Source organism: Haloferax gibbonsii ATCC 33959 (assembly GCF_000336775.1).
Taxonomy (GTDB): domain Archaea; phylum Halobacteriota; class Halobacteria; order Halobacteriales; family Haloferacaceae; genus Haloferax; species Haloferax gibbonsii.
In genome coordinates, this window is record NZ_AOLJ01000001.1 from 114,262 (window position 1) to 134,315 (window position 20,054).

Annotated in this window: 18 protein-coding genes and 3 pseudogenes; 17 read left to right on the top strand and 4 right to left on the bottom strand. The window is 55.2% G+C overall.

The genetic code is table 11. The features are described 5' to 3' along the window. Positions 1-363 precede the first annotated feature (363 nt). Positions 364-1,251 carry a hypothetical protein gene (locus tag C454_RS00420; RefSeq protein WP_004971401.1) on the bottom strand — a complete coding sequence of 296 codons (888 nt, stop codon included), beginning with the start codon at positions 1,249-1,251 and terminating at the stop codon, positions 364-366. A gap of 119 nt (positions 1,252-1,370) precedes the next feature. Here C454_RS00420 and C454_RS00425 point away from each other — a divergent pair, with 119 nt between their 5' ends. The 5 genes and pseudogenes from C454_RS00425 (at position 1,371) to C454_RS19655 (ending at position 7,854) form a co-directional block, all read left to right on the top strand. Beyond that, positions 1,371-2,381, top strand: a complete 1,011-nt coding sequence (locus tag C454_RS00425; RefSeq protein WP_004971404.1) for a nucleotide kinase domain-containing protein — start codon at positions 1,371-1,373, stop codon at positions 2,379-2,381. 159 nt (positions 2,382-2,540) lie between these two features. Beyond that, positions 2,541-2,954 (top strand): annotated as a pseudogene (locus C454_RS00430) (hypothetical protein); the annotation flags it as partial. A gap of 813 nt (positions 2,955-3,767) precedes the next feature. Next, on the top strand, positions 3,768-4,793 hold the full coding sequence (locus tag C454_RS00435; protein ID WP_049904857.1) for a two-component system sensor histidine kinase NtrB: 1,026 nt from the start codon (positions 3,768-3,770) through the stop codon (positions 4,791-4,793). 1,170 nt (positions 4,794-5,963) lie between these two features. Beyond that, the gene (locus C454_RS00445) at positions 5,964-6,863 is read left to right on the top strand and encodes an SOSS complex subunit B family protein (protein ID WP_004971411.1); all 900 of its coding nucleotides are present in this window, start codon (positions 5,964-5,966) and stop codon (positions 6,861-6,863) included. 223 nt (positions 6,864-7,086) lie between these two features. Continuing rightward, entirely contained in the window at positions 7,087-7,854 is a 768-nt protein-coding gene (locus C454_RS19655) for an outer membrane protein assembly factor BamB family protein (protein ID WP_239639823.1), read from the top strand. Here the strand turns inward: C454_RS19655 and tnpA are convergent. Beyond that, on the bottom strand, positions 7,796-8,194 hold the full coding sequence (tnpA, locus tag C454_RS00450) for an IS200/IS605-like element ISHgi1 family transposase (RefSeq protein WP_049904865.1): 399 nt from the start codon (positions 8,192-8,194) through the stop codon (positions 7,796-7,798). The genes C454_RS19655 and tnpA overlap by 59 nt on opposite strands. Before the next feature lie 43 nt (positions 8,195-8,237). Here tnpA and C454_RS00455 point away from each other — a divergent pair, with 43 nt between their 5' ends. Together C454_RS00455 and C454_RS00460 are read left to right on the top strand one after the other, a co-directional pair. Beyond that, a complete protein-coding gene (locus tag C454_RS00455) occupies positions 8,238-9,554 on the top strand; it encodes an RNA-guided endonuclease TnpB family protein (protein ID WP_004971416.1) in 1,317 nt (438 codons plus the stop codon). A gap of 250 nt (positions 9,555-9,804) precedes the next feature. Beyond that, on the top strand, positions 9,805-10,194 hold the full coding sequence (locus C454_RS00460; RefSeq protein ID WP_004968161.1) for a hypothetical protein: 390 nt from the start codon (positions 9,805-9,807) through the stop codon (positions 10,192-10,194). Between the two features lie 237 nt (positions 10,195-10,431). On the opposite strand, the gene C454_RS00465 is transcribed toward C454_RS00460, so the two are convergent. Further along, positions 10,432-10,716: a PadR family transcriptional regulator gene (locus C454_RS00465; protein WP_004062180.1), complete on the bottom strand. Its 285-nt coding sequence runs from the start codon at positions 10,714-10,716 to the stop codon at positions 10,432-10,434. A gap of 417 nt (positions 10,717-11,133) precedes the next feature. Here C454_RS00465 and C454_RS00470 point away from each other — a divergent pair, with 417 nt between their 5' ends. The 9 genes and pseudogenes from C454_RS00470 to C454_RS00515 all read left to right on the top strand — a co-directional run. Beyond that, the gene (locus C454_RS00470) at positions 11,134-11,442 is read left to right on the top strand and encodes a toxin-antitoxin system TumE family protein (protein ID WP_049896049.1); all 309 of its coding nucleotides are present in this window, start codon (positions 11,134-11,136) and stop codon (positions 11,440-11,442) included. Next, positions 11,423-11,890, top strand: a complete 468-nt coding sequence (locus C454_RS00475; RefSeq protein WP_004062178.1) for an HVO_A0114 family putative DNA-binding protein — start codon at positions 11,423-11,425, stop codon at positions 11,888-11,890. The genes C454_RS00470 and C454_RS00475 overlap by 20 nt, the downstream gene beginning before the upstream one ends. 590 nt (positions 11,891-12,480) lie before the next feature. After that, positions 12,481-14,166, top strand: a complete 1,686-nt coding sequence (locus C454_RS20980) for a hypothetical protein (RefSeq protein ID WP_239639825.1) — start codon at positions 12,481-12,483, stop codon at positions 14,164-14,166. A gap of 543 nt (positions 14,167-14,709) precedes the next feature. Beyond that, complete coding sequence (locus C454_RS00485; RefSeq protein WP_152421502.1) at positions 14,710-15,225, top strand: hypothetical protein; 516 nt, start codon at positions 14,710-14,712, stop codon at positions 15,223-15,225. Between the two features lie 943 nt (positions 15,226-16,168). Beyond that, a complete protein-coding gene (locus C454_RS00495; RefSeq protein WP_049904859.1) occupies positions 16,169-16,660 on the top strand; it encodes a hypothetical protein in 492 nt (163 codons plus the stop codon). A gap of 16 nt (positions 16,661-16,676) precedes the next feature. Then, on the top strand, positions 16,677-16,937 hold the full coding sequence (locus C454_RS00500; RefSeq protein WP_004971425.1) for a hypothetical protein: 261 nt from the start codon (positions 16,677-16,679) through the stop codon (positions 16,935-16,937). A gap of 431 nt (positions 16,938-17,368) precedes the next feature. Further along, positions 17,369-17,764, top strand: coding sequence for a DUF7567 family protein (locus tag C454_RS00505; protein WP_004971431.1), 396 nt, complete (start codon positions 17,369-17,371; stop codon positions 17,762-17,764). A gap of 98 nt (positions 17,765-17,862) precedes the next feature. Beyond that, complete coding sequence (locus C454_RS00510; RefSeq protein ID WP_004971438.1) at positions 17,863-18,201, top strand: hypothetical protein; 339 nt, start codon at positions 17,863-17,865, stop codon at positions 18,199-18,201. 78 nt (positions 18,202-18,279) lie between these two features. Continuing rightward, positions 18,280-19,301, top strand: a pseudogene (locus tag C454_RS00515) (hypothetical protein); the annotation flags it as partial. A 170-nt stretch (positions 19,302-19,471) separates the two neighbouring features. Here C454_RS00515 and C454_RS19660 read toward each other — a convergent pair. Further along, on the bottom strand, positions 19,472-19,672 hold the full coding sequence (locus tag C454_RS19660) for a hypothetical protein (RefSeq protein WP_081605163.1): 201 nt from the start codon (positions 19,670-19,672) through the stop codon (positions 19,472-19,474). Positions 19,673-19,916: 244 nt separating this feature from the next. Between C454_RS19660 and C454_RS20985 the strand changes: the two are divergent. Then, positions 19,917-20,054 (top strand): annotated as a pseudogene (locus C454_RS20985) (SWIM zinc finger family protein); the annotation flags it as partial.

The following is a 20,054-nucleotide window of genomic DNA, read 5'->3' on the forward strand; positions in this document are numbered from 1 at the left end:
ACAGCCAATCCTGCAACTCCTCCGAGTCCATCACCTCCTCCGATGGATTCAGTGCTTTCCCCCATTCGTCTACGCCATCGGCTTCCAGACCGAACATCTCCTCCAGTTCGCTCTGCAGGTCAAGGTTGAGGGTATTCGCCGCTGCCAGTCCGACGATGAAGCTGTCCGCTAGTGTTTTCTCGATTTGCTGGATTCGCATATCATCATCGGCATAGTCACGGGACATCCGGCCCACGTACTTCGAGAAGTGCAGGACGTAGTGGTTCATCCTATCAGGATACGGGAGTGTGAAAATATCGCGGTGATGCCCTTTGTCGTGTTCTTGTTGCTGTTTCTGCAGATCCAGGAGTCCTGTGGAGTCGCTCATGCGTTGATCGCTCTTTCGGGAATAATTCCTCCACCGTTATCACAGTTAGGGCACAATTTCAGCGGTGCCTCATTTTCAAACTCGTGGTCACATATCAGACAGTACCAGTCGGACACGCTCTCTGAGGCGACGAGGGATAGATCGACGTCCATCTCCTCCACCTTCGTTTCGAGGATCTCCTTGGTGTCCTCTTCCTCGCCCGACTGCATCATCTCGACGTAGTTCTGGACAGACCCCCAGCTGAATCCGGCTTCCCGTTCCCAGGTCGGGTATCGGTACTCGTGATACCGCTTATTGACCAGCTCCAATCGCCGAATCTCGTTAAGGTACTGCTGCGAACAGTCCTCCCGCTCCTCGAACAAGCTGAGGAGGGCGTCAGTCGTCTCAGGGGAGACGAGTTTCTTTCTAAACCCAGATAGGATGCCGCCAAATCCAGTCTCGTCGGCTACCGTGTCGAAGCTAATCGGCGGGTAGAGCCATTTCATTTCGTCCGCCACAAGACGGTAGTCGTCCCGGATGCTTCCGTTCCTGTAGTTGGTGAGTAGCGGAGGGCCAAGCGAGTACCAACCGATATGGTAGTACCCGGCGAGATGCCGTTCTCCCTTGTAGTTCGTGCAGAAGAAGATATAGGGCCGGTTGTTCTTCACCAGGCCGGATCGGATGTCCCGGGTACAGGTTGAGCATAGCCCGTAACTCATCGTTTCGAGGTTCGGGTCGCTCTTGTTGTCGTTGACCTTGGTCACCTCCCGGACAGGGTACTTGCTGATCTCGTCCTCGCAGTAGTAGAGTGTTAGATAGCTTTTGGCATTGTCTGATGCCTGATGCTCCTCCCACGGATCGTTAGGTGGGGCGTAATCGGGGGCTCCATCAGGCTCATACCTCATTTTACGTTCTGGTGGATGCTTTCGCCCCATAAAGTGTTTCTCCTGCCGAATGTTGGTGAGAGGTGGGTGGGGTCGTAAGATTCAATGAGTCAACGACTGGCTTTCCATGCATACGAATAATGTCTGAGTCCTTGACGAAGCCCGATGAAATCCGAAACAGTCTCGAGACGGAATCACTGGACCTGTTCTGGCAGTTCATCGCCGAACGGCAGAAGGTATGGTATCGTCGGGTTGTTGAGGGCCGACCAGCGCCGTGGACGGATGACGACATTTTGCAAGAGTACCGGTTCACGAACGTCTATCGAGCGCTGGATCCCGGGACGCAGTACGTGATTCAGAACATCTTGGAGGAGGATGCGTCTCGCCGGGATAAGATCTTCAACGTGATGCTGTACCGGTTGATCGGCCGGCTTGAAACGCATGAGTATCTCGGGTTTCAGTCGCTGGAGGCGTTCGACTCGGCAGAGTTCGAGGACCGGCTGAAGCATCGGCGGGACGACCTGGGGGAGACCGTGTTCACGGGGGCGTACATGGTCAGCGGCTACAACCATATGGGGTCGTCCGATAAGGTTGAGAACGTGGCTGCGCTTTTCGGGGAGCTTGCTGATAATCCGGCGTTCTTCAACGATATGCTCTCGGCCGAGTCACTGGCGGATGCGTACGATCTGATCCGGTCGCAGCCGGGGTTCGGGAACTTCCTGTCGTACCAGGTCCTAGTCGACCTGTTGTATCCTGTGGACTACTATGATAGTGACTCTGTGCTCCCGTTTTCTCCGGACGATTGGTCGTCTCCCGGCCCAGGCGCACAGAAGGGGCTGAAACAGCTGGTCACTGAGTTCAATGGGTTTACTCGCCTCGACGTGATGCGGTGGCTCCGCCAGAACCAGCGACAGGAGTTCGACCGCTTGGGCCTGGAGTTCCCCTACCTTGAGACGGAAGACGGAGAGCGGCTAGAGCTGTCGTTAGCGAATATTCAGAACTGCCTGTGCGAGTTCTACAAATACCATAAGATTCTGCACTCAAACGGTCGTGCGCGCCGTTGCTTCCGGAACCACGAAGCTCGCTCCAAGGGCGAGTTGCGAGACATATACGAAACTGCACCGTCTATTAGGTTGCCGAACTCCCCATAACCTATATCCGTAATTGACATTTGAGTACTATGTATTGTGTTGCTTGACGTTGGTATCCGGCACTCGACTAGCAAAGTCAATCGCTAATGGCTAACCCGGTTTGAGGCACTGTTTTTCAGGGGCAGGAATGGGTGAGCCCCACTGTAGGCTCGTGATTCGATGACCTCAGACGACGACCCATTCCACGACTGCGAGTTGGATCCCGAGGCGATCCTCGGGACACACACCTTCGAAGATGTCCTGTTCACCGACGAGACGGGAACCCCGGTGAACGTGCTCACCGGCGAGACACCGGCACATTCGCAAGCAACCGTCGAGGAAGCGACGGAGTTCGCTGCGAGTATCGACACGGAGACGCCCCAGGTCGCGCTACTGGCGTCTGTCGAAACACAGATTGAGGCGCAGAGCAAACCCTACACGTCGGCTGCATTCTTCCACTTCAAGCCGACTGGCTCGCTCAAACGCCATCGTGCCTATCACACCGCCTACGACTCAGACGCGTACACCGTCGACTTCGAGGCCGACTACGAATCGGGTGACTTGACCATTACAGTCGAACGAGCGGGCGAATCCCGAGAATTGACCGCCATGATGTGTGCTGGTAGAAGCATCGACGTACGTCGACGTGTTGGGGTGAACTTTCGACTGCGGAGAGTAACGAGCCGCGAGGCTCGCTTAACCAACAAAGTCGATGTTGATGGCCTTCGTTGTTGGTTAACTCGAGTCGAGTTATGATGTTTTCGTACCACCAATGCCCCACAGGGTTTCCTGCTAACGTCGTCGACACGCTTGACGACTACTCGTTAATCTCCCTCAACACGTCGAAACGCACGTAACAGCAGTCACGAACCCCCGTGAGTGAGCGCTACGACCTGCAAAAATAAAGCACACACCGAGACTAACGAAGGTCCAGCAGACCGTCCGGATGATGTCCCGTCGAAATCAATGCTTACGGTGAACGAGATCAACGACAACCGCTACTACTCGCAATGACGGCATGGTGGCCTCCCCCGATGAAAATATATGGCCCCAGTTGAATCCGAGATCGTCTTTGACCAGGCCAGAAGACCGAAACCGAGGTGCTTTACTGGAAATTGTGGTGTGTACTGGTAATACGAGTCTCAATCAAAATCTCCTATCGAGATCTCAGGGATAGAACTGACAGATTAATTACATACGCCCGTGAACGACCAGACTCGTGCTGAGTGCCTCTCACCCACCAGCAGTGGCGTGTCTCAGGGTGCCCGGTCTGATACACGTCAGAAGGTTCTCTCTTCCCCTTTCACTCCGGAGTCGGATCGTAATCAACCCTCAACTGAGACATAGTCTGTCTCGCAGCAACATCCTGAAGAACCCATAACTACTGACTAGTAATAGTGATCTTATATGAAGGACGCTCAGCCACCACCAATTTCCGCCGATGATTTCTACCAGACACTTGTCGAAAATGCAGCCGAGGGGATGTTGACGATCGACTCGGACAGCAACATCGTGTATGCCAACCCGGCGGTTGAAGACATCCTCGGCTATGCACCCGCTGAGTTAATTGGGAGTTCAAAGATGAAAATCATCCCAGAGCGCTTAGAACCAGTCCACGTGGCTGCATTAGCCTCGTATGTGGCGACAGGAGAGCGCAATATCGACTGGGATGGTATCGAGCTCCCGGCGTTGCACAAGGACGGACACGAAGTTCCGACGCTTATCAGCCTTCGTGAACACGAACACAATGGTGAACAGTATTTTACTGGCATCATTCGGGATGTCACCGAGCAGCGACAGCGAGAGTCCCAACTTCAAGAGCAGAAGGACCGGCTGAATGAGTTCGCCGACATCTTAACACATGATATTCGGAACCCACTCTCGATCGCGTACGGATACACTGAGATTGCCCATGAACAGCACGAGAGTCCTGAATTGGAGCGGGTCTTAGCATCACTCACTCGAATCGATGATCTCGTCAGCGACATTCTTGCCCTCTCAAAAAGAGGCGAAGTCGTTGGTGAGACCGAATCGGTTGATATCCGTGAGTGTCTCCATGCGTCGTGGAGTAGCGTTGAGACACAGCAAGCGACGCTCCAACTAGACGATGATCTCGGAGTGATCGCCGCGGATAAGAGTCGTTTTCAGGAACTACTAGAGAACTTGTTCCGCAATGCCGTTGAACATGCTGGTGCTGGGGCGACTGTGACTGTTGGAAGCCTCCTTGACGATACGGGACTCTATATCGAAGATGATGGCCCCGGGATCGCTGAGCCGATTCGGTCAGAGATATTTACCCATGGATATTCGACAACTGCTGACGGAACTGGCTATGGGCTCTCGATTGTCTCTCAAATTGTCGAGGGCCATGGTTGGGATATTGCCGTTACAACGGGTTCTGAAGGTGGCGCACGATTTGAGATCACGTGGTGAGAGTTGGACGACGTCTGCTGAGTTAGTTTTTCGAGAGCATCTCTGGCGGCCTCGTACTGCTGCCATATTCGAAGCAAGCGTGAGATACTCCGTTGTTGTGTTTCATTTGGGATGGAGACGAGGGTCACGTCCTCAACGATCTGGATAGCAAGCTAGCGAGTAGAAACTAGCAATCTCACGTGTTTGGGAGGTGAGTTGTGTCGGTACGTTTGGGGGGCGACTGCTCGGGTTGTGCGCGCTCCGGCGGGCAGCCCGTTCCTGCCGGGCCCGGGCGTTTCGCGCTTCCGTTGCGTCTCCGACGGACGGTGCACGGTCGCGGGGCCGGGTCGGGCCGCGTGCAGCCACCCGATACCGGTCAGCCCCGAGGGCGGGTCTGCGAGCACTCGACCCGCATCCGGGCCGTGACCGAGACCGGGCTGGCTGCATCTTCACCAGCCGTTGCGTCGGCGCTCCCTCGATGCGGTCGCGCCGCCGGCCGGCTGGCTCAGACGTGGCCGCTTGCGCGGTCCGGGCGGGCTGCTCGCCGTTCGGGCACTTGCCCTCACCCCTCGTTCACCCGGGCTGCGGTGGCTACTGGGGGCTCGCCGTGCTCACCCCCAGTATGCCACGGTCCGGGGCTCACTCAGGGCTGGCTGTGCGGCCTGCCGGGCATGCGCTCAAACTCGGCCGCGACGAGCTGTGGGTCCGCGGGCGTCCAGCCCGCGCCGGGCTGCCGCACGAGGCGTTTCCGTTGCGTCTGCGACGGACGGGACAGGCTCGTGCGGGTCCGGGCGCGGTGCTGGTCCGGCGGGTCCTCGCTCTCTGCGGCCTCGCTGTGGCCGTATGCGACGCCGTTCACCACCGTATACCCCCCGGCCGTGCCGCCTCGGCGCCGCGACCGCTGCCGTTGCGTCTGCGACGGACGGACTCAGCGCGGCGCCGACCCGCGGTGACCGGCTGGGTATATGGTGGTGACCGCGCGCTCACCTCGAGGTTCACCCCCCGCACTCGTCTGTGGGGGTGCCGTCGGTGCCGCGCCGCGCCGGACAGGGTCCGGCGTGAAGGCGCGGCGCGGGCACCTCGGTGACGGCGTCACCGGTCGACGTCGGAGCCGTGGCTCAAGTGTTGGTTCGTGAGAATCCCGCGAGTGGAGTCGCGGGCGTCGGCGCGTCAGCGCCTTCAGGAACTACAATGTCTAGTAACAACCCCAGTCGAAAGGTAGTTTCGGTGGCTGAACAGGCGTTCGAACACGCGGACGAGACGGCGGTCGACGAAGACGGGTTTGAGGTCGTCGACGAGACGCCACAGTTCCAGGCGACGGTGCAACAGGAGATCCAAGCAAAGGTTGATGCGAACCACCCAGATGGGATCGCAGACACGAGCGACGAGCGGATTGACGGGGTGACGTTGGCCCAAGAAGAGCGCATTCGAGCGCGGGAAGCTGAACTCGAACGGATTAGTGCTCGTGCGGAACTGGGCTCGCAAGAGGGTCGTGAGGTGCGGTCGCGAACGATTGCGGCCGAGCGGAGCGCTGCGCGACGGCGGCAGTTCCAGAAGCGGGCGGCGAGTGTGAACCCGATGGCGGACCCCGACCGGGCGGATCCCCGGACGGAGCTAACCCAAGCACAGTTGGGCGCAGTGAACTCTCAGGCAAAACGGCTGGCAGAGAAGCTGGATGGGTGGTCACGAGCGGCGATCAGTCGGCGGCTGAGCGAGGCGGTGTTGGGTGGCAAGGACATGATGTCGGCAACTGTGAGCGTGTTCGAGGAACTCGAAGGCGCACCGGGGACGATGGTGCCAATCGGGAAGCTTGAGGGCGTGTCGCGACGCGAGGTGTGCGTTGAAGGGACGCTGACGACAGTGTGGGAGTCGGAGTCGCCGGCGATTCAGCAAGCGGGGCTCCTCGAAGACGAAAGCGGGCAGGTGAAGCTGACGAGTTGGAAGGCCTCGGACGTGCCGTGGATTCGTGAGGGCGAACGTGTGCGGATTCACGGAGCGGCGCGGAACTGGTACGACGGGCGTGTCTCGATTGCCCTGACGGGGTGGACGACCGTACACTTCCCCGAGCGCGACGCTTGGTGGGACGCCTAACGGCGCGCGGCGGCCCTCTTTTTTATTGGTGGCCGGGCCGACCCAGACCCCGCCGCCCCACCCTCCGCTCCGTGCTCGCAGCCGCTGCGCGCGCAGCCACGACCTCTAGAACTCTTTTTGACGTCACGGTGGGGATTGGTGCCTTCGATATTCACCAATGAAAGTGACTGTTAAACTGGGGTATCACTATCATGACTATTACCCTGTCTCTCCACCGACTAGCATGCTTCGGGGGAACCAACAAGGACTGAATCGACGACAGGCACTCCGAATTTTCGGGACCTCATTTGCGATTGGAACTGCAGCTCTCCGCGCGGGTCGCCCCGTTACTGCTCGTGCGCCAGCAGAGCCGTCATGGCCAACGTTCCAGTTTGACAATGGGCGGTCCGGATACAACCCGCACGGGAGACGTCCCACAGGCAAACTCACAAAAGTATGGGAAACGACCGACGGATCATTCTCGAGCAGTCCAGCCGTCGCCGGAGAACTGCTGTATCACGGGACAGCCGCGAAAGGTCTCTTCGCCTACGATGTCGCTGATGGGAGCATCGTCTGGAACAGTCCAACCAACGGGCGAATCGCCCCCTCAAGACCAACAGTAGCCAACGGAGTTGTCTATATTGGCGATTGGGAGCATATCTTCTATGCATTCGATAGCACCACTGGGAGTGAACGCTGGCGCTACGATGCTGGTGCGATACTTAATTATGATTCAGTCGTTGCTGATGGGGTGGTGTATTTCAGTGACGCGGGTGGGGTTATTCACGCGGTTTCAGCAGCCGATGGGGCTGCTATCTGGAGTCTCGACACCGGCTTTGGAATCACATCACTTGCGATGAGTGATGGGGGTATTTTCTTCGGGGGATCTAAACTGGTCTCAAGGGCGAGTTCCCTGCGTCACCGGACGCGGGGGGTGAAGCCCGACACCCTGCTTAATGTTCAGTCTGTTCGATGTACCGTTGAACCACTTCTTCGGATACCGCTCCGGTAGTCCCGACGTAGTAGCCTACTTTCCAGAACCCACCACCCCAAAAATATGATTCTCGGATTGCAGGATGGCGTTCAATGATGTGCTTTCCAGAGTACGACTTGAATTGTCGAGCCACATCAGCCGGACTATGCTTGGGGTCAGTCTGGACGAACAAGTGTACGTGGTCATCCGCAATTTCGAGGGCGAGTATCTCGTGTCCGAAGTGGTCGGCTGTCTCCGTGAACAACCCTGTCACCTCGTCTTTGACGAGTTCCAGTATGGGGTGTCGGTACTTCGGACACCACACGAAGTGATACTTACACGAACTAATCGAATGTGCATGACTCCAGTACTCTTCCATCCGAATCCCTACGCTTATTATCATTTGATTCGATAGTCAATGTATGGGTATCGAACCAGTCACGAAGACCGCACGCACTCGACTCTGCATAGAGTCTGGTGAGCGGTCGTGGCTCAAAGATGCCCGCTTCACCGCACGAGACATCGCCAACGACACACTCCGACTCAAGCAAGACGGCTACAACCGCACCGAGATTCAGAAGGAAGTTGACCGCGAGGACTTCCTTCGGAACAACAAGTGCGCGGTCGTCGGGAAAGCCCTGCAAGCGTGGGACTCCTACAAAGAACTCCTCAACTGGTGGCACGACCAAGACGACACCAACGTCGGGAAACCATCGCTACCAGACACGGACAAGAACGGAGCCTATCCGCTCGTCATGGCGCACACCGAAGGCTACCGACTTACCTACAACGACGATGACGACCGCGTAGCGTTCCGTGTGAGTCCGAAGCCGTACAAGAAGGTGAAAGGACACCTTCGAGGACGACCAGAAGACTTCAACCTCATCGAGTCAGCCTTGACTGAAGATGAGTGGTCGTTGGGGCAGGCCGAGCTTCTGTACCGAGATGGCGTGTACTACCTACACGTCACGGTCAAAACAGAAGTTGAGGTGCCAGAACCCGAAGACGCGGACACACTCGTCGGCGTCGATATTAACGAGCGCAACATCGCTCTCACCGCTCTTAACCGTGAGACGATGGAAACGCTCGGAACACTCGTGCTTGACTACGGTTCGGTGAAAGCCGAACGCCAACGCTACCACACCATCACAAAACGCTGTCAAGAACACGGCCAACACTCCATCCACTACCAACTCGGGGAGAAAGAAGAACACTATACAGAGTGGGTTCTTCACCGAATGTCCCGAGTCGTGGTAGAATTCGCCCAACAGTTCCCGAACCCCGTTATGGTGTTCGAGGACTTGAGTGGAATTCGAGACGCCATCAAGTACGGCACGTACATGAATCGGCGTCTGCACAAACTCCCGTTCCACAAGTTCGAGCAACAGGTTCGTTACAAAGCGACGTGGAACCAGATTCCGTGTGAGACGGTCGAGTCTCCGTACAACTCGAAGTCATGTTCGTGCTGTGGTCATCGGGGATACCGTCAAGGACGACGGTTCCGGTGTACAAATGATTCGTGTGCGGTTCATCAAGACCATGCTGACCGGAACGCGAGTGTGAATGTGGCGTGGCGAGTGTGGGCGAAACACGCTGGCGTAGATGTTGAATCGGTTAATTACCGGACTCGCAAAACCCAACCAAGTGTTCGGAAGGTGAGCCTGTCTGGGTCGGGGCGCTCTGTAAACCGCCCATCCTCATCCCGCGAAATCGCTTCGCGTGGAGTGCTTACAACGTAGGCTGAGGGAACAACAAAAGCCACGGGCCACCGTGCCCGTGGTCGTTTACGTCTAGTGGGCTCTGTTGAAATCCTAAGCCCCTGATGGTTTGTCGAAGGCGTGCTGAATAGAGGGCGCAAGTCGGTCACGCAACTGCCACACCTTACAGTGGCCCAGACAACTAGCAACCCAGCCATTGATTCCGCTAAATTAGCGAATTGAGGTGGATTTGACCGTGGTTATATGATTCTTCACAGACAACATACTGACAATGGCTACCAAGATGGCGTCTCGGCTCGAAGAATATTTCGAGGAAAGGACAAACGGCAATCTTCGGAGCATCGTGAAGTACAACCAAGACAGTCACGACGTCGTTTACTTGCGAGATGACGTGGCTGTCCGATACACAGAGGACGACATTAAAAAAGCGGTTGACGAGTCACGGCTGGACTCGTTGACTGCACCGGTCTACAAGGACACGTTTGCAGAGGACCACGGCGAATTGACGTGCTTGGTCCAGTGCTTCGAGAACGTCATCGAGATGAACTTCGTCCTCCGAGATGGGGTCGGTGCAGCTGTCGCTTTAGACGCAGAGGCATTTGCGGAGACTCAAGGTATCGTAGCTGAGGCCCGGAAGATCGTCATCGAAGAGCGCGAGTAGTCTTCTGTACCCAAGAATGTGAACGATGTGAGAGTCGAGCTTCTTCCTTGCTTCTGTCGGTCTCAATTCCCGAGATGTAACCTATCTACTACTCTCGAATGCTGGCTTCACTCTCTGTATGTTGCACGCACTTCCTGTCACAGTCTGAGGATTTCAACGGGGTCGATCCAACGTAATAGGAGACGCTAGTCTCACTCGTACGGACAGTCGACGAAAACAGTCACTCGTCTCGTACAGTTAGGTGGTGAGTTCGCTTGTATACTGTTGTTCCCAGTCGTCGCGGGCTTCGATTTCCCGGCGACCGCGAGCGGTGATCGCGTAGACGTTCGTTCGGCGGTCCTTTTCGCCTTTGTCGAGCAGTCCCTTCTCGACGAGTGTATCGAGATTGGGATACAGCCGGCCGTGGTGGATCTCGGTTTCGTAGTAGTCCTCGAGTTGGTCTTTGATTGCGAGTCCGTGTGGTTCATCCAAGCCGGCGGTGACGTACAGCAGGTCGCGTTGGAACCCGGTCAAGTCGTACATTTTGCTGTCCGCAGCTAGTTTAAGAATACATATACATTTGTTGGCCATCGGCCGGGTTTCAGAGTGACCTCGCTGGACGAACGTTTATATCGGAAGATACAGCCACGACGCGGTATGCCGCCCTCCCGTGACCCGGCCGCGGAACTTCGACTGAACGAAGACGCTCGTTGGTGAGGTGCAAGTAGCATTCGGCCACGTCCTGCTGCGATTGAAAACGGGCTTGAGACGAACTTTCCCACACGAGAGTTAAGCACCGCGTGAGATGGCGTTGAATACCGTTCAAAGAAAGGGTACGGACGAAGTACTATCGCTAAAAAAGCTCAAAGCGGTGCTGAGTGTACGGAATCTGACTGTTGGGGGACGTCCCAAACGCTAAGCTTTAACATTGTTGGGGTTGTACCACAACATAGGAGAACGATGCCTGCAAGGGTTGTGTACCGGGACGAAAACGAGAAGCCAGATGGAAGTCGGTATGAGATGGTCGCGTGGCAGGTTCCCTCAAGCGAAGACTTCCCACAGGGACTGAAATACAGCTTTCAGTACATGGACGCTGACGGCGACACACTCCTGCGGTATGATAACTCGCCGTACCACTTGGATGTTGGTCGACACCACCGACATACACCCGAGGGCGACATCACGAAGTTGGAGTTCACAGGGCTGTCCGACCTAGTCAACGATTTCCAAACCGAGGTGAACGAGATCTATGAGCAACGAACCAACTGATACTGAACCGACGCACGACGAATTCACTCCCGACCCGGACGAGGTCGAGTACCCTTCGACTCTCCGTATCACGTCGCTCCCAGCAGAACAGGCACAGGCGGCGGCTCTTGAGCGGGCCGAACGGTGGGAGCAGGGTGAAGAGGTACCGCATGTCGTCAACTTCGAGGATCGGACGCGGCTCCGCCAACTGCTAACCGACCGGCGGATGGAACTCCTCGAAGAGGTGATGGAACGCCCGCCCGAGAGTATCCGCGCACTGGCTAGTCGCTTGGAGCGCGACGTCCACGATGTGCACGACGATCTACACCTACTAGCCGAGTACGACATCGTCCACTTCGAGAAGGATGGTCGCGCAAAGAAGCCGTACGTCCCCTACGATACGGTCCGGATTGAGGTTGAGTTCGGTCTGCCGCGTGATGAGGGGTCTTCGTCGCCCGCATCAGCGTAGCCGGAGATTCGTGGTTACGATTTTCTTGAACCTGTTGAAACCTTCTTGGTGCTCCCGGTGGTACGACGCTGCTGGGACGCAGATTACTGAGGACTCCCGTCGTGAGCAGTTGCTCTCGGATTCAGAGACGTGGGTTGTCCCGGCGATTGCGCTTCGGCGAGCGTCTGCTGATGTCTCGTCGTCACAGTCGTCGTCAGCCTCGCCAACACGGCAATTGCTCCGCTGTCAGTCGTGTGGCGAGCAGACATCGCATCGGTTCGACTCACGCGACGACAGCCCACCCGCAGCGTGGGCTGGTGAGCCTGTCTGGCAGTGTTCCGTGTGTCGAACACCACAGTACGGACCTGATCCAGATTCCTGATATTGGTACGAGAATGAATCAGGGGGCTCTGTTGAGTTCCGTAGAACTAACAGAAATCGTGTGACGCAGATACAGAGTTCATCAAGTACCACCTCTTCTATCAGATCGTTGCCGGAGAACGGGTAGGTACCTGACCACACACCCAATTTCAGATGAGCTCTTCACTCTCCCTTAACCTATAAAACAGTGACACTACTAAGTAGACACAACAACCAGGTGGCAACTCTCTTTGAAACGACGACAACTCATCCTCGGAACCACCGGACTCCTCACCACACTCGCCGGCTGCAACACCATTACTGGAAACAACAAAGACACAGATAGCCCCAACAACACCACGGAAACAACCCCTACCAACAGTGCAGATATTTCGGTCAACATATCTACTTCTTCGCAGCCAGGTCAGCTACCGCCGATATGGAGAAATCATAGTATAGAGGACTTTCAGGCTCAGTTCACGGTAGAAACTTCAGGCAACGTGGAATCAGTCAATGTATCCAACGAGAAAGTACAGATAGGCCCGGATTCCAGCCAGTGGAATGATAATACAGTTACTGTGCAACCAGGTCAGATGAAGAAGGGAGAACAGGAATTCACTGCAACAGCATCTTCAGAAAATAACCAGGTCCAGGATACAGCACCAGCTGTTAAATCAACACCAAGCAACTACAAACTGGATGTAGTTCCTCAGAGGAATGAAGAACTAAGAAGCCAGATAAGCCAGAACTCTCTAGAAGACAACTACCTGGAGAAGCGCGGCGGATTCATTACATCAGACCCAGTAATAGATAACTACAACAGCCACGAACAACTAGGATTCAACAAATTCGGAATAGACCTCGCAGCCTACGAATGGCGACACGACAACGACTACATCGATTTGGCAGAAGCCCAACCCACAGAAGTAAAAAACTTCGTAGACAGCATCGGAACAGATACAGGAGACCCCGATATTCAAGCAATTAAAAGCGGTGACGAAGTACCCGCAGCAATCTACCCAAACGGAAGCATGGAAGAAAGAAGAGGAGGAAACTTCGACTTCGAACAATTCTCCAACGCCGAAACAGTAGGAGAAGCACTAGACTGGGTCCACCCATACCTATTCAACTGGAACGCAAAAATAACAGATGACGGACCAGTATCTACAGAAGATGCACTATATGCTCCCGCCTTAGAAAGAGCAATAGAACAGAATACTAACAAGGGTCTCGAAGTACATGCCTGGGACGTTGCAACTTTAGGTCACGGGACAGGCCTTATCTACGGTAAAAACGCAGATGGCTCAGAAGAACTCAGATTCATGGAGACTGTCTCAGCTCCAGTAACAGCGACCGCAGATGACCAACAACTTCACCCATTAATCGAAGACTCTGGCTACTTGGAACCCGGAAACGATGGATTCCAAGAGTACTGGCACCCACTAAGATTCGGCTGGGAAAAAGATGAAAATACTTCTTCGCTGGGGCCTGTAGATAAAAAAACCAAGGCGATCCGTACAATCGGAGAGATTTCTAATTCGCTCTATCCTGAAGATGCGCCTCGCCCCGGCGGTGGTGAAACAGTAGCGCCAACTACAGAATATGTAGTTGACTTTATCGAAAAGCTCAGAAACTTCAACCAGAACGATACTGAGTTCGAGACATTATACAACCAGTCAAAAGTACTGGAAAAAATGGTTAGAAAACAAGACGAGAATCACATTATCTATGGTACAACAGAAAATCCGCAGTATGCTGTTGTAGAAGATGACTCCCTGATTGAGGAGGTCTGGGAGGATAGCAGCAGGGAATATGATGACTTCAACCAGTTCCTTAGGGACAACCCAGAGTACAGCATGAGTGTTGACGACGTCGATGCTTCTTTAGAAGGAGAAGAAATGGATGACTTCAGCCAGCAAGTACTGGCCGGAGCCTAAATTCTCTAATTTCCATTCTTAAGATAATTGGAAGCTGAACTTGAGCTCAGGTCATTCACACTGGCGGATAAGTTCTGACTCCACATATCTCCCATATACTGTACCTGTGAACTGATCATTTCTAGCTGATCAAGTTCATCTTTCTGCGGTATTAACTCAGCCGGAGGCACATTACATGTTGAACCTCCGCTACATACAGCGTTTCCATCAAACCAGCTGTCCCTTACAGCATCCATCGGCGTATACTCTCCTCTTATGATTTTCTGAGCCTTAGTTCTCTGATCAGCTGACTCATTGTTCCCTACTATAGTAGCGTTTGAAAGAAACTGCTCACTCGGATGTGAGGCACGCGCAGAACTCGGCTGAGAGGGACAGACTGACGTCACCGGCTGCAAAGAGTTCCAAACGCTACTATAGCACCAACGAGCCTTCCCCTCTACTACCTATCTTGTAGAATATCACCGCAGGCCTGGATGCGGAACTACGACGATCACATCAATCAGGAAAAACATATTAAAATTTATTACCTATTGGTAGTTATATATGTCATCTGATTTTGAAGAAAGATTCGCGGAAAATATGAGGCTGGCTGGAAAAACTCTGGAAGAAAACGGCTACGATGTAGTCGACTACCACGCATTCATCCGAGAACACAACTCAGGAATAAGCTACGCCAACCACGCCGACAACCCCAAACAAGCACTAAACGATACACTGGACGAGATCACAGGAGAAAAAATAGTTATGAACATCGACGGGGCAGACCTCGCAGAAATGGCAAGAAGCCAAGGAGACCTCAGCCAAGCACTCTACCAAACAGTAAACGGCGGAATCTCAATCGACGAACCCACAGTCACAAAAGAAGAATGGACTGGAGAAGCCCCCGCGTTCGGAACCATCATCCACTACACACCACAAGACCCGGACGACTACTTCACCATCGGAACTTCAGAAACAATGCCTCCATACACAATGGAAGACGCACACAACCAAGTCAACGACATAAGACAAATACTCGAAAACGTGGGCCTCGAAACAAAAGAAGGCCACATCGGCTAACAAACCAGTTCTAACGATTTCTACTACCCCAAGCCCCATTCATCTAATCTAACGGATCCATAGGCTCCCAGCCTTCGTTAAATTTAGTCGGTGTCGGAACATACATACGAAGACAATCATCCTCCTCAGTAGAGTATCTGACATCCCATTCTGTTGAATCCCTATAGAAACCCGCTCCAATCCATCCAAACCCATCTCGAACATCTGCCTCAATAATATACGCTCCCTTCTCTGGCAAGATCACTCGCGACCTTCGAGTAAGATAAACCCGGTAGATAACAAAAGCACCCTTCTCGATATCCATTGTGATCGGTTTAGAATTCACTGTGCCGCCAGATTCGGAGTGGGTTGGATGCTGATAGAAGGGGTTCCACAGAATACGAATTCGCCGAGCACGAACCGTTGGAACTTGGTTCAGCTCTACGGCCCGATCAAAATCCCTCCCAGTCCGAGCATCTATAGTAGAATTTGGAAGTCTTTGCACCCTATGACGACGTAATCTGCTGCTATCCATCGCTTTTCACCCTTGCGTCAAGAGAGATGAGCAAATACTTCTGGAGATTACTATAGATTATGATGAGAGGGTCGGTCTATGACCTTCTTATTGAAAATTCTGTGCTGTGCATCAAATGGCACGATCTCGCACTTTTGTCCATCAAACGGGGTCTGGCCAGCAATATCTACAAACTCAGCTTTGAGCGGTTCGACTCTCTCAGGCGAGATCTCATGTCAGGGTCCGACTTGCACCCTGAGTTCAGCACGGTTCTAACGACTGTCAGCGACTGGTAGTTCAACAGAGCGAAGCGTCCACCACCCCCTCCAGAGCAACAGCACACGTGAACACCGGTGCGTCGTAGTGGGTTGTGTTTGTGTGCGCCGGCGATGGGCGCCGGCGCAGGGGGTCGGACAGACTTCGACTCCTGAGTTGGCGAGGTGACGACGAATGCACCAGGTAATCTACGCTCTCGTGACTGCATCGGCAACAGACGAAGCCCTCTCGCGGGCCGCTGACGTATTCGACCAACTGGTGGGAGCTGCCCCCCACGCTGAGGCGGTGTTCGACTATTATGTGACGTTCGATGACGACTCAACAACGGTTGCCGGCAGCGCCCGGTGGGGTGACCTCCCGGTTGCAGAGCCTGTTGATTCAGAAGACGGCCAGGAACTCCTTGAGCGTGGGTGGCAGGCGACGACACGCGAGTTCGAGCGGAATCTCGAGCGTGTTCGAGAGGGCGTTGACGAGCTTGACGCCGCGGCGATTATGCGCGATGAGGACCTCGTCAGACATGCGTGCCATAATCTCGGGGCGTACCGCGGACCGGCGGTGTACCTCTACGACGAGTTCGCTGATGGGGTTCGGTATCGCGAACGACTCGAGCAACTGGTCGGGTCGAACGACTACCTATGGATCGTTCCCGCTGATGTCCACTACTGAGTCGACGCTGTGGCCAATGGCACTCCTGAGAGAGACACTTTCTGATCGTGGTATCGCTGTTCGAATCGTCATCGACGACGTGGCTGACACCTATCGTGTCGAGTACACGCCGCTGTCCGGTGGTGTGGTGACCGACGAGTGGACTGTGTTCGGTGGCTCCGTCGGCTATGATGCGTCGGTGTTTGCGACTGACACTGCTGCACATGCGTTTGTCGAGCGCGTTCGAACGACCTCACACGATGATGTCCTCGCGGAGTTAGCAGTAGACACAGAGTAAGTCCTCCTGTGGTGTGTCGAACCGGGCACATATTGGGTTACTACTTCTCAATCTCCACAGGAAGACAGACGAAATGTACTCTCACTCTGCCACTTTCAGATTGTATTCGTGAACTCGCAACCTCACAGTCGGCGGATTACCGAACTCCTATGACAGGGTACCTCATTCAGCTCTATTGCGCGTTCAGCAGATCTCCACTACGGCGTTGTTTTTGCGCCGCCCAAAGGGGCGGAGGCGNTTACCGAACTCCTATGACAGGGTACCTCATTCAGCTCTATTGCGCGTTCAGCAGATCTCCACTACGGCGTTGTTTTTGCGCCGCCCAAAGGGGCGGAGGCGTAGTAACAGATGCCAATTCCAACGCTGGCAGTCGAGTTGTCTCACTCCTCACACCACCCGCTCGTGATACCTGCTCCGGTGGTGAATGATCGATGAGTCTCGAGCGCGTGTCCCGTCACGACGAGGCGCTGTTCGAGTTTCTGTGGTGTCCGGTGTGTGGCACCGAGGCGTTCACGCACATTCCCTTCGAGGGGGTGTTCTGCACAGAGTGCAATACCAGCGTGACGTGCCGTGAGTCGCCTGAGTCGCGTGGCTACGATGAGGCGGCCATCATCACATTCGACGCGACGACGACGTGGAATCTCCACGTCGACGAGAAACTTCGCCGGCCGCTTCCCGACGACGAAGCACAAGTTAAGATTCTCGGTGCTCCGGGTGACTACCACGTCGATTGGTGGGCACCAACCACGACCGAAGACTGGACGCCAGTCGAGCGCAACGAGTTCGCTGACGACTCCGAACCCGAGGAGGTATCGCATCTCGCATAGCCTCGGTCGAGAGTCCCGTCGGTACTAGCGCGCCGTCGTGATTTTTTGCGCCCGAGATGGGTGCGGGCTGAAGACACAGTCCGTGTGACGTGATCTCCATGAGTCACCAACAGACAGAGTCAGACGTCTCTATCGACGAGATTCCGGTCGACCTCGACCTCGTGCATCGTTCGGAGTTCACCCGAGCCGACATTCCCGATGAAATCGAGTCGATTACGTGGGACCTTCTGAGCGAACAACCGCCGACAAACCCACTCGTCGTGCTCAAAGCCGCTCGCTGGTGGTACATCCACGGGGCAGGTGAGTCCGCCCCCGTGTACTGCTGGGCGATTGAGTGGGTTCGACACCTCACGACCGGCGAGGCGACTGCGAGCGGCCTGTTCGGCGAGTGTCGACAGTACCTTCGTAGCCTCGAGTGCGAGGACACCGACCAGTAGGTCGTCTCGCCTGTTTTTTGTGCGCCCCAGAGGGGTGCGGCGCGTCATAGAGCGACGTGTCACCGTGAACTGAAACTAATGGCAACAACGAGTTCCCCGTCGGTGTCGTTCGACGAGACCGACACGCGACACGATGAGATGCATCGCACGATCGAACAATGGCTTGCGGAGCTCGCTGACGACGTCGACGACGCTCAGGCGAGCGAGCAGTTCCAAGCGTGGCTGGACGTCCAGAGCCGGTTCCACGACTACTCTCACCGCAACACACTCCTCATCACCCTCCAGTGTCCTGCGGCGACGAAGGTCGCTGGCTACCGGACGTGGCAAGCAGAGTTCGACCGCCACGTCCAGGAGGGCGAGTCAGCCATCTGGATCTGGGCGCCGATCATCACGACCCAATGCCCCGAGTGTGGGAACGCACCGAGCTACCACGAGACCAGCGAGTGTGAGTACGACGAGACGCCACCCGAGGAATGGTCAGAGGGCCTCGTGGGCTTCAAGCCTGCACCAGTCTTCGACATTTCGCAGACCGAGGGTGAGCCACTCCCGGAGCTGGATACAGCGGCGACCGGTGAGCCTGATACGCTCGTCGATGACCTCACTCACATCGCGTCGGACCTCGGCGTGACCATCCGCATCGTCGATCCCGACGAGTGGCGTCATGGGGAGGCAAAGGGCGTCTGCCAGTCGCGGAGTGTCCAAGACCTCACCCCACTCGTGGAAGTGAAGAATCGGTCGAACCGCGCGGATCTCGCATCGACGATCATCCACGAGTACGCCCACGCGATTTTGCATTTCGACATTACTGACGCGACCGAGCGGGCGAAACGCGAGGTCGAAGCAGAGGCCGTCGCATACGTCGTCGGTCGCTATCTCGGCTTGGATACGAGNTGCATTTCGACATTACTGACGCGACCGAGCGGGCGAAACGCGAGGTCGAAGCAGAGGCCGTCGCATACGTCGTCGGTCGCTATCTCGGCTTGGATACGAGTGGGTCGGCGTTCTATCTCGCGGCGTGGCAGGGTGACGAGACAGATGTCCTCCAAGAGCGACTGGGTCGGATTAGCGGGACGGCCGAAGAGATTCTCTCAACACTCGACGCGGTCTGAGAACTCTCATCTGTGGTTCTGCTGTCGCGGCTCTGTTGATGCCTCTTTGTCAGCTATATCTTGCCCTGCGACAGAGGGTGTTGAGGAACACTTTACAGGGTGTTGTTTTCGCAGGTTCAGCGGTGAATCACCTGAGACATCGAGAAAGCGAGTGGATTAACTCAGACGTCGAATCCGTTTCGCCTGAGTGCCTCTGCTAGTTCCCCATCAGGGTCAGCCGCAAACTCAACCAACGATGACTCAGGCCTTGTTGTCGTATATAGTTCAGAGTCAATATTGTCCGGGATCTCGTTCGCGTGCGTCTTATCTACAACTGCAACTGATATTTTTGGCCTCGCGTCCGCGTCTTTTGACTCGCTCATTAACTGATGGTACAGGGAAGCGATGTTTGGCTTTTCGCATATCCGATTGTGAAATTCTGGACTTGTTGAAATGATTGAGAATTGAGTAGTGAGGTATGCTGAATATAGAGGGTGTATTGACTGCAGGACAATCAGGACAGGACAGCACAAAGAATCCGACCTGATTCTGTGTCACCTGTCACTCCGTTCGACAGCGTAGTTTTTCATGCGCCCGAAGGGGTGCGCGCATTGCGCGCTGGCTACCATGACTCCTGTACTACCAGAGTTCGATCCACCTACGCGCGTCCTCAAGCGAGCGCAGTACGAGGCGTTCGCGTTCGAACTCCTTGATGGCGATGTCCGTGTACGCAACGAGAGCTATGCTGACCCAACCGCGCACGAG

What these genes read in the sequence shown, in the direction of transcription:
- C454_RS00505 (WP_004971431.1), top strand. Translation starts at nt 17,369, where the DNA reads ATGAGTCTCGAGCGCGTGTCCCGTCACGACGAGGCGCTGTTCGAGTTT.
- C454_RS00485 (WP_152421502.1), top strand. Translation starts at nt 14,710, where the DNA reads ATGTCATCTGATTTTGAAGAAAGATTCGCGGAAAATATGAGGCTGGCT.
- C454_RS00445 (WP_004971411.1), top strand. Translation starts at nt 5,964, where the DNA reads ATGTCTAGTAACAACCCCAGTCGAAAGGTAGTTTCGGTGGCTGAACAG.
- C454_RS19660 (WP_081605163.1), bottom strand. Translation starts at nt 19,672, where the DNA reads ATGAGCGAGTCAAAAGACGCGGACGCGAGGCCAAAAATATCAGTTGCA.
- C454_RS00470 (WP_049896049.1), top strand. Translation starts at nt 11,134, where the DNA reads ATGCCTGCAAGGGTTGTGTACCGGGACGAAAACGAGAAGCCAGATGGA.
- C454_RS00425 (WP_004971404.1), top strand. Translation starts at nt 1,371, where the DNA reads ATGTCTGAGTCCTTGACGAAGCCCGATGAAATCCGAAACAGTCTCGAG.
- C454_RS00455 (WP_004971416.1), top strand. Translation starts at nt 8,238, where the DNA reads ATGGGTATCGAACCAGTCACGAAGACCGCACGCACTCGACTCTGCATA.
- C454_RS00475 (WP_004062178.1), top strand. Translation starts at nt 11,423, where the DNA reads ATGAGCAACGAACCAACTGATACTGAACCGACGCACGACGAATTCACT.
- C454_RS00510 (WP_004971438.1), top strand. Translation starts at nt 17,863, where the DNA reads ATGAGTCACCAACAGACAGAGTCAGACGTCTCTATCGACGAGATTCCG.
- C454_RS19655 (WP_239639823.1), top strand. Translation starts at nt 7,087, where the DNA reads ATGCTTCGGGGGAACCAACAAGGACTGAATCGACGACAGGCACTCCGA.
- C454_RS00465 (WP_004062180.1), bottom strand. Translation starts at nt 10,716, where the DNA reads ATGTACGACTTGACCGGGTTCCAACGCGACCTGCTGTACGTCACCGCC.
- tnpA (WP_049904865.1), bottom strand. Translation starts at nt 8,194, where the DNA reads ATGGAAGAGTACTGGAGTCATGCACATTCGATTAGTTCGTGTAAGTAT.
- C454_RS00500 (WP_004971425.1), top strand. Translation starts at nt 16,677, where the DNA reads ATGGCACTCCTGAGAGAGACACTTTCTGATCGTGGTATCGCTGTTCGA.
- C454_RS00460 (WP_004968161.1), top strand. Translation starts at nt 9,805, where the DNA reads ATGGCTACCAAGATGGCGTCTCGGCTCGAAGAATATTTCGAGGAAAGG.
- C454_RS00420 (WP_004971401.1), bottom strand. Translation starts at nt 1,251, where the DNA reads ATGAGGTATGAGCCTGATGGAGCCCCCGATTACGCCCCACCTAACGAT.
- C454_RS00435 (WP_049904857.1), top strand. Translation starts at nt 3,768, where the DNA reads ATGAAGGACGCTCAGCCACCACCAATTTCCGCCGATGATTTCTACCAG.
- C454_RS00495 (WP_049904859.1), top strand. Translation starts at nt 16,169, where the DNA reads ATGCACCAGGTAATCTACGCTCTCGTGACTGCATCGGCAACAGACGAA.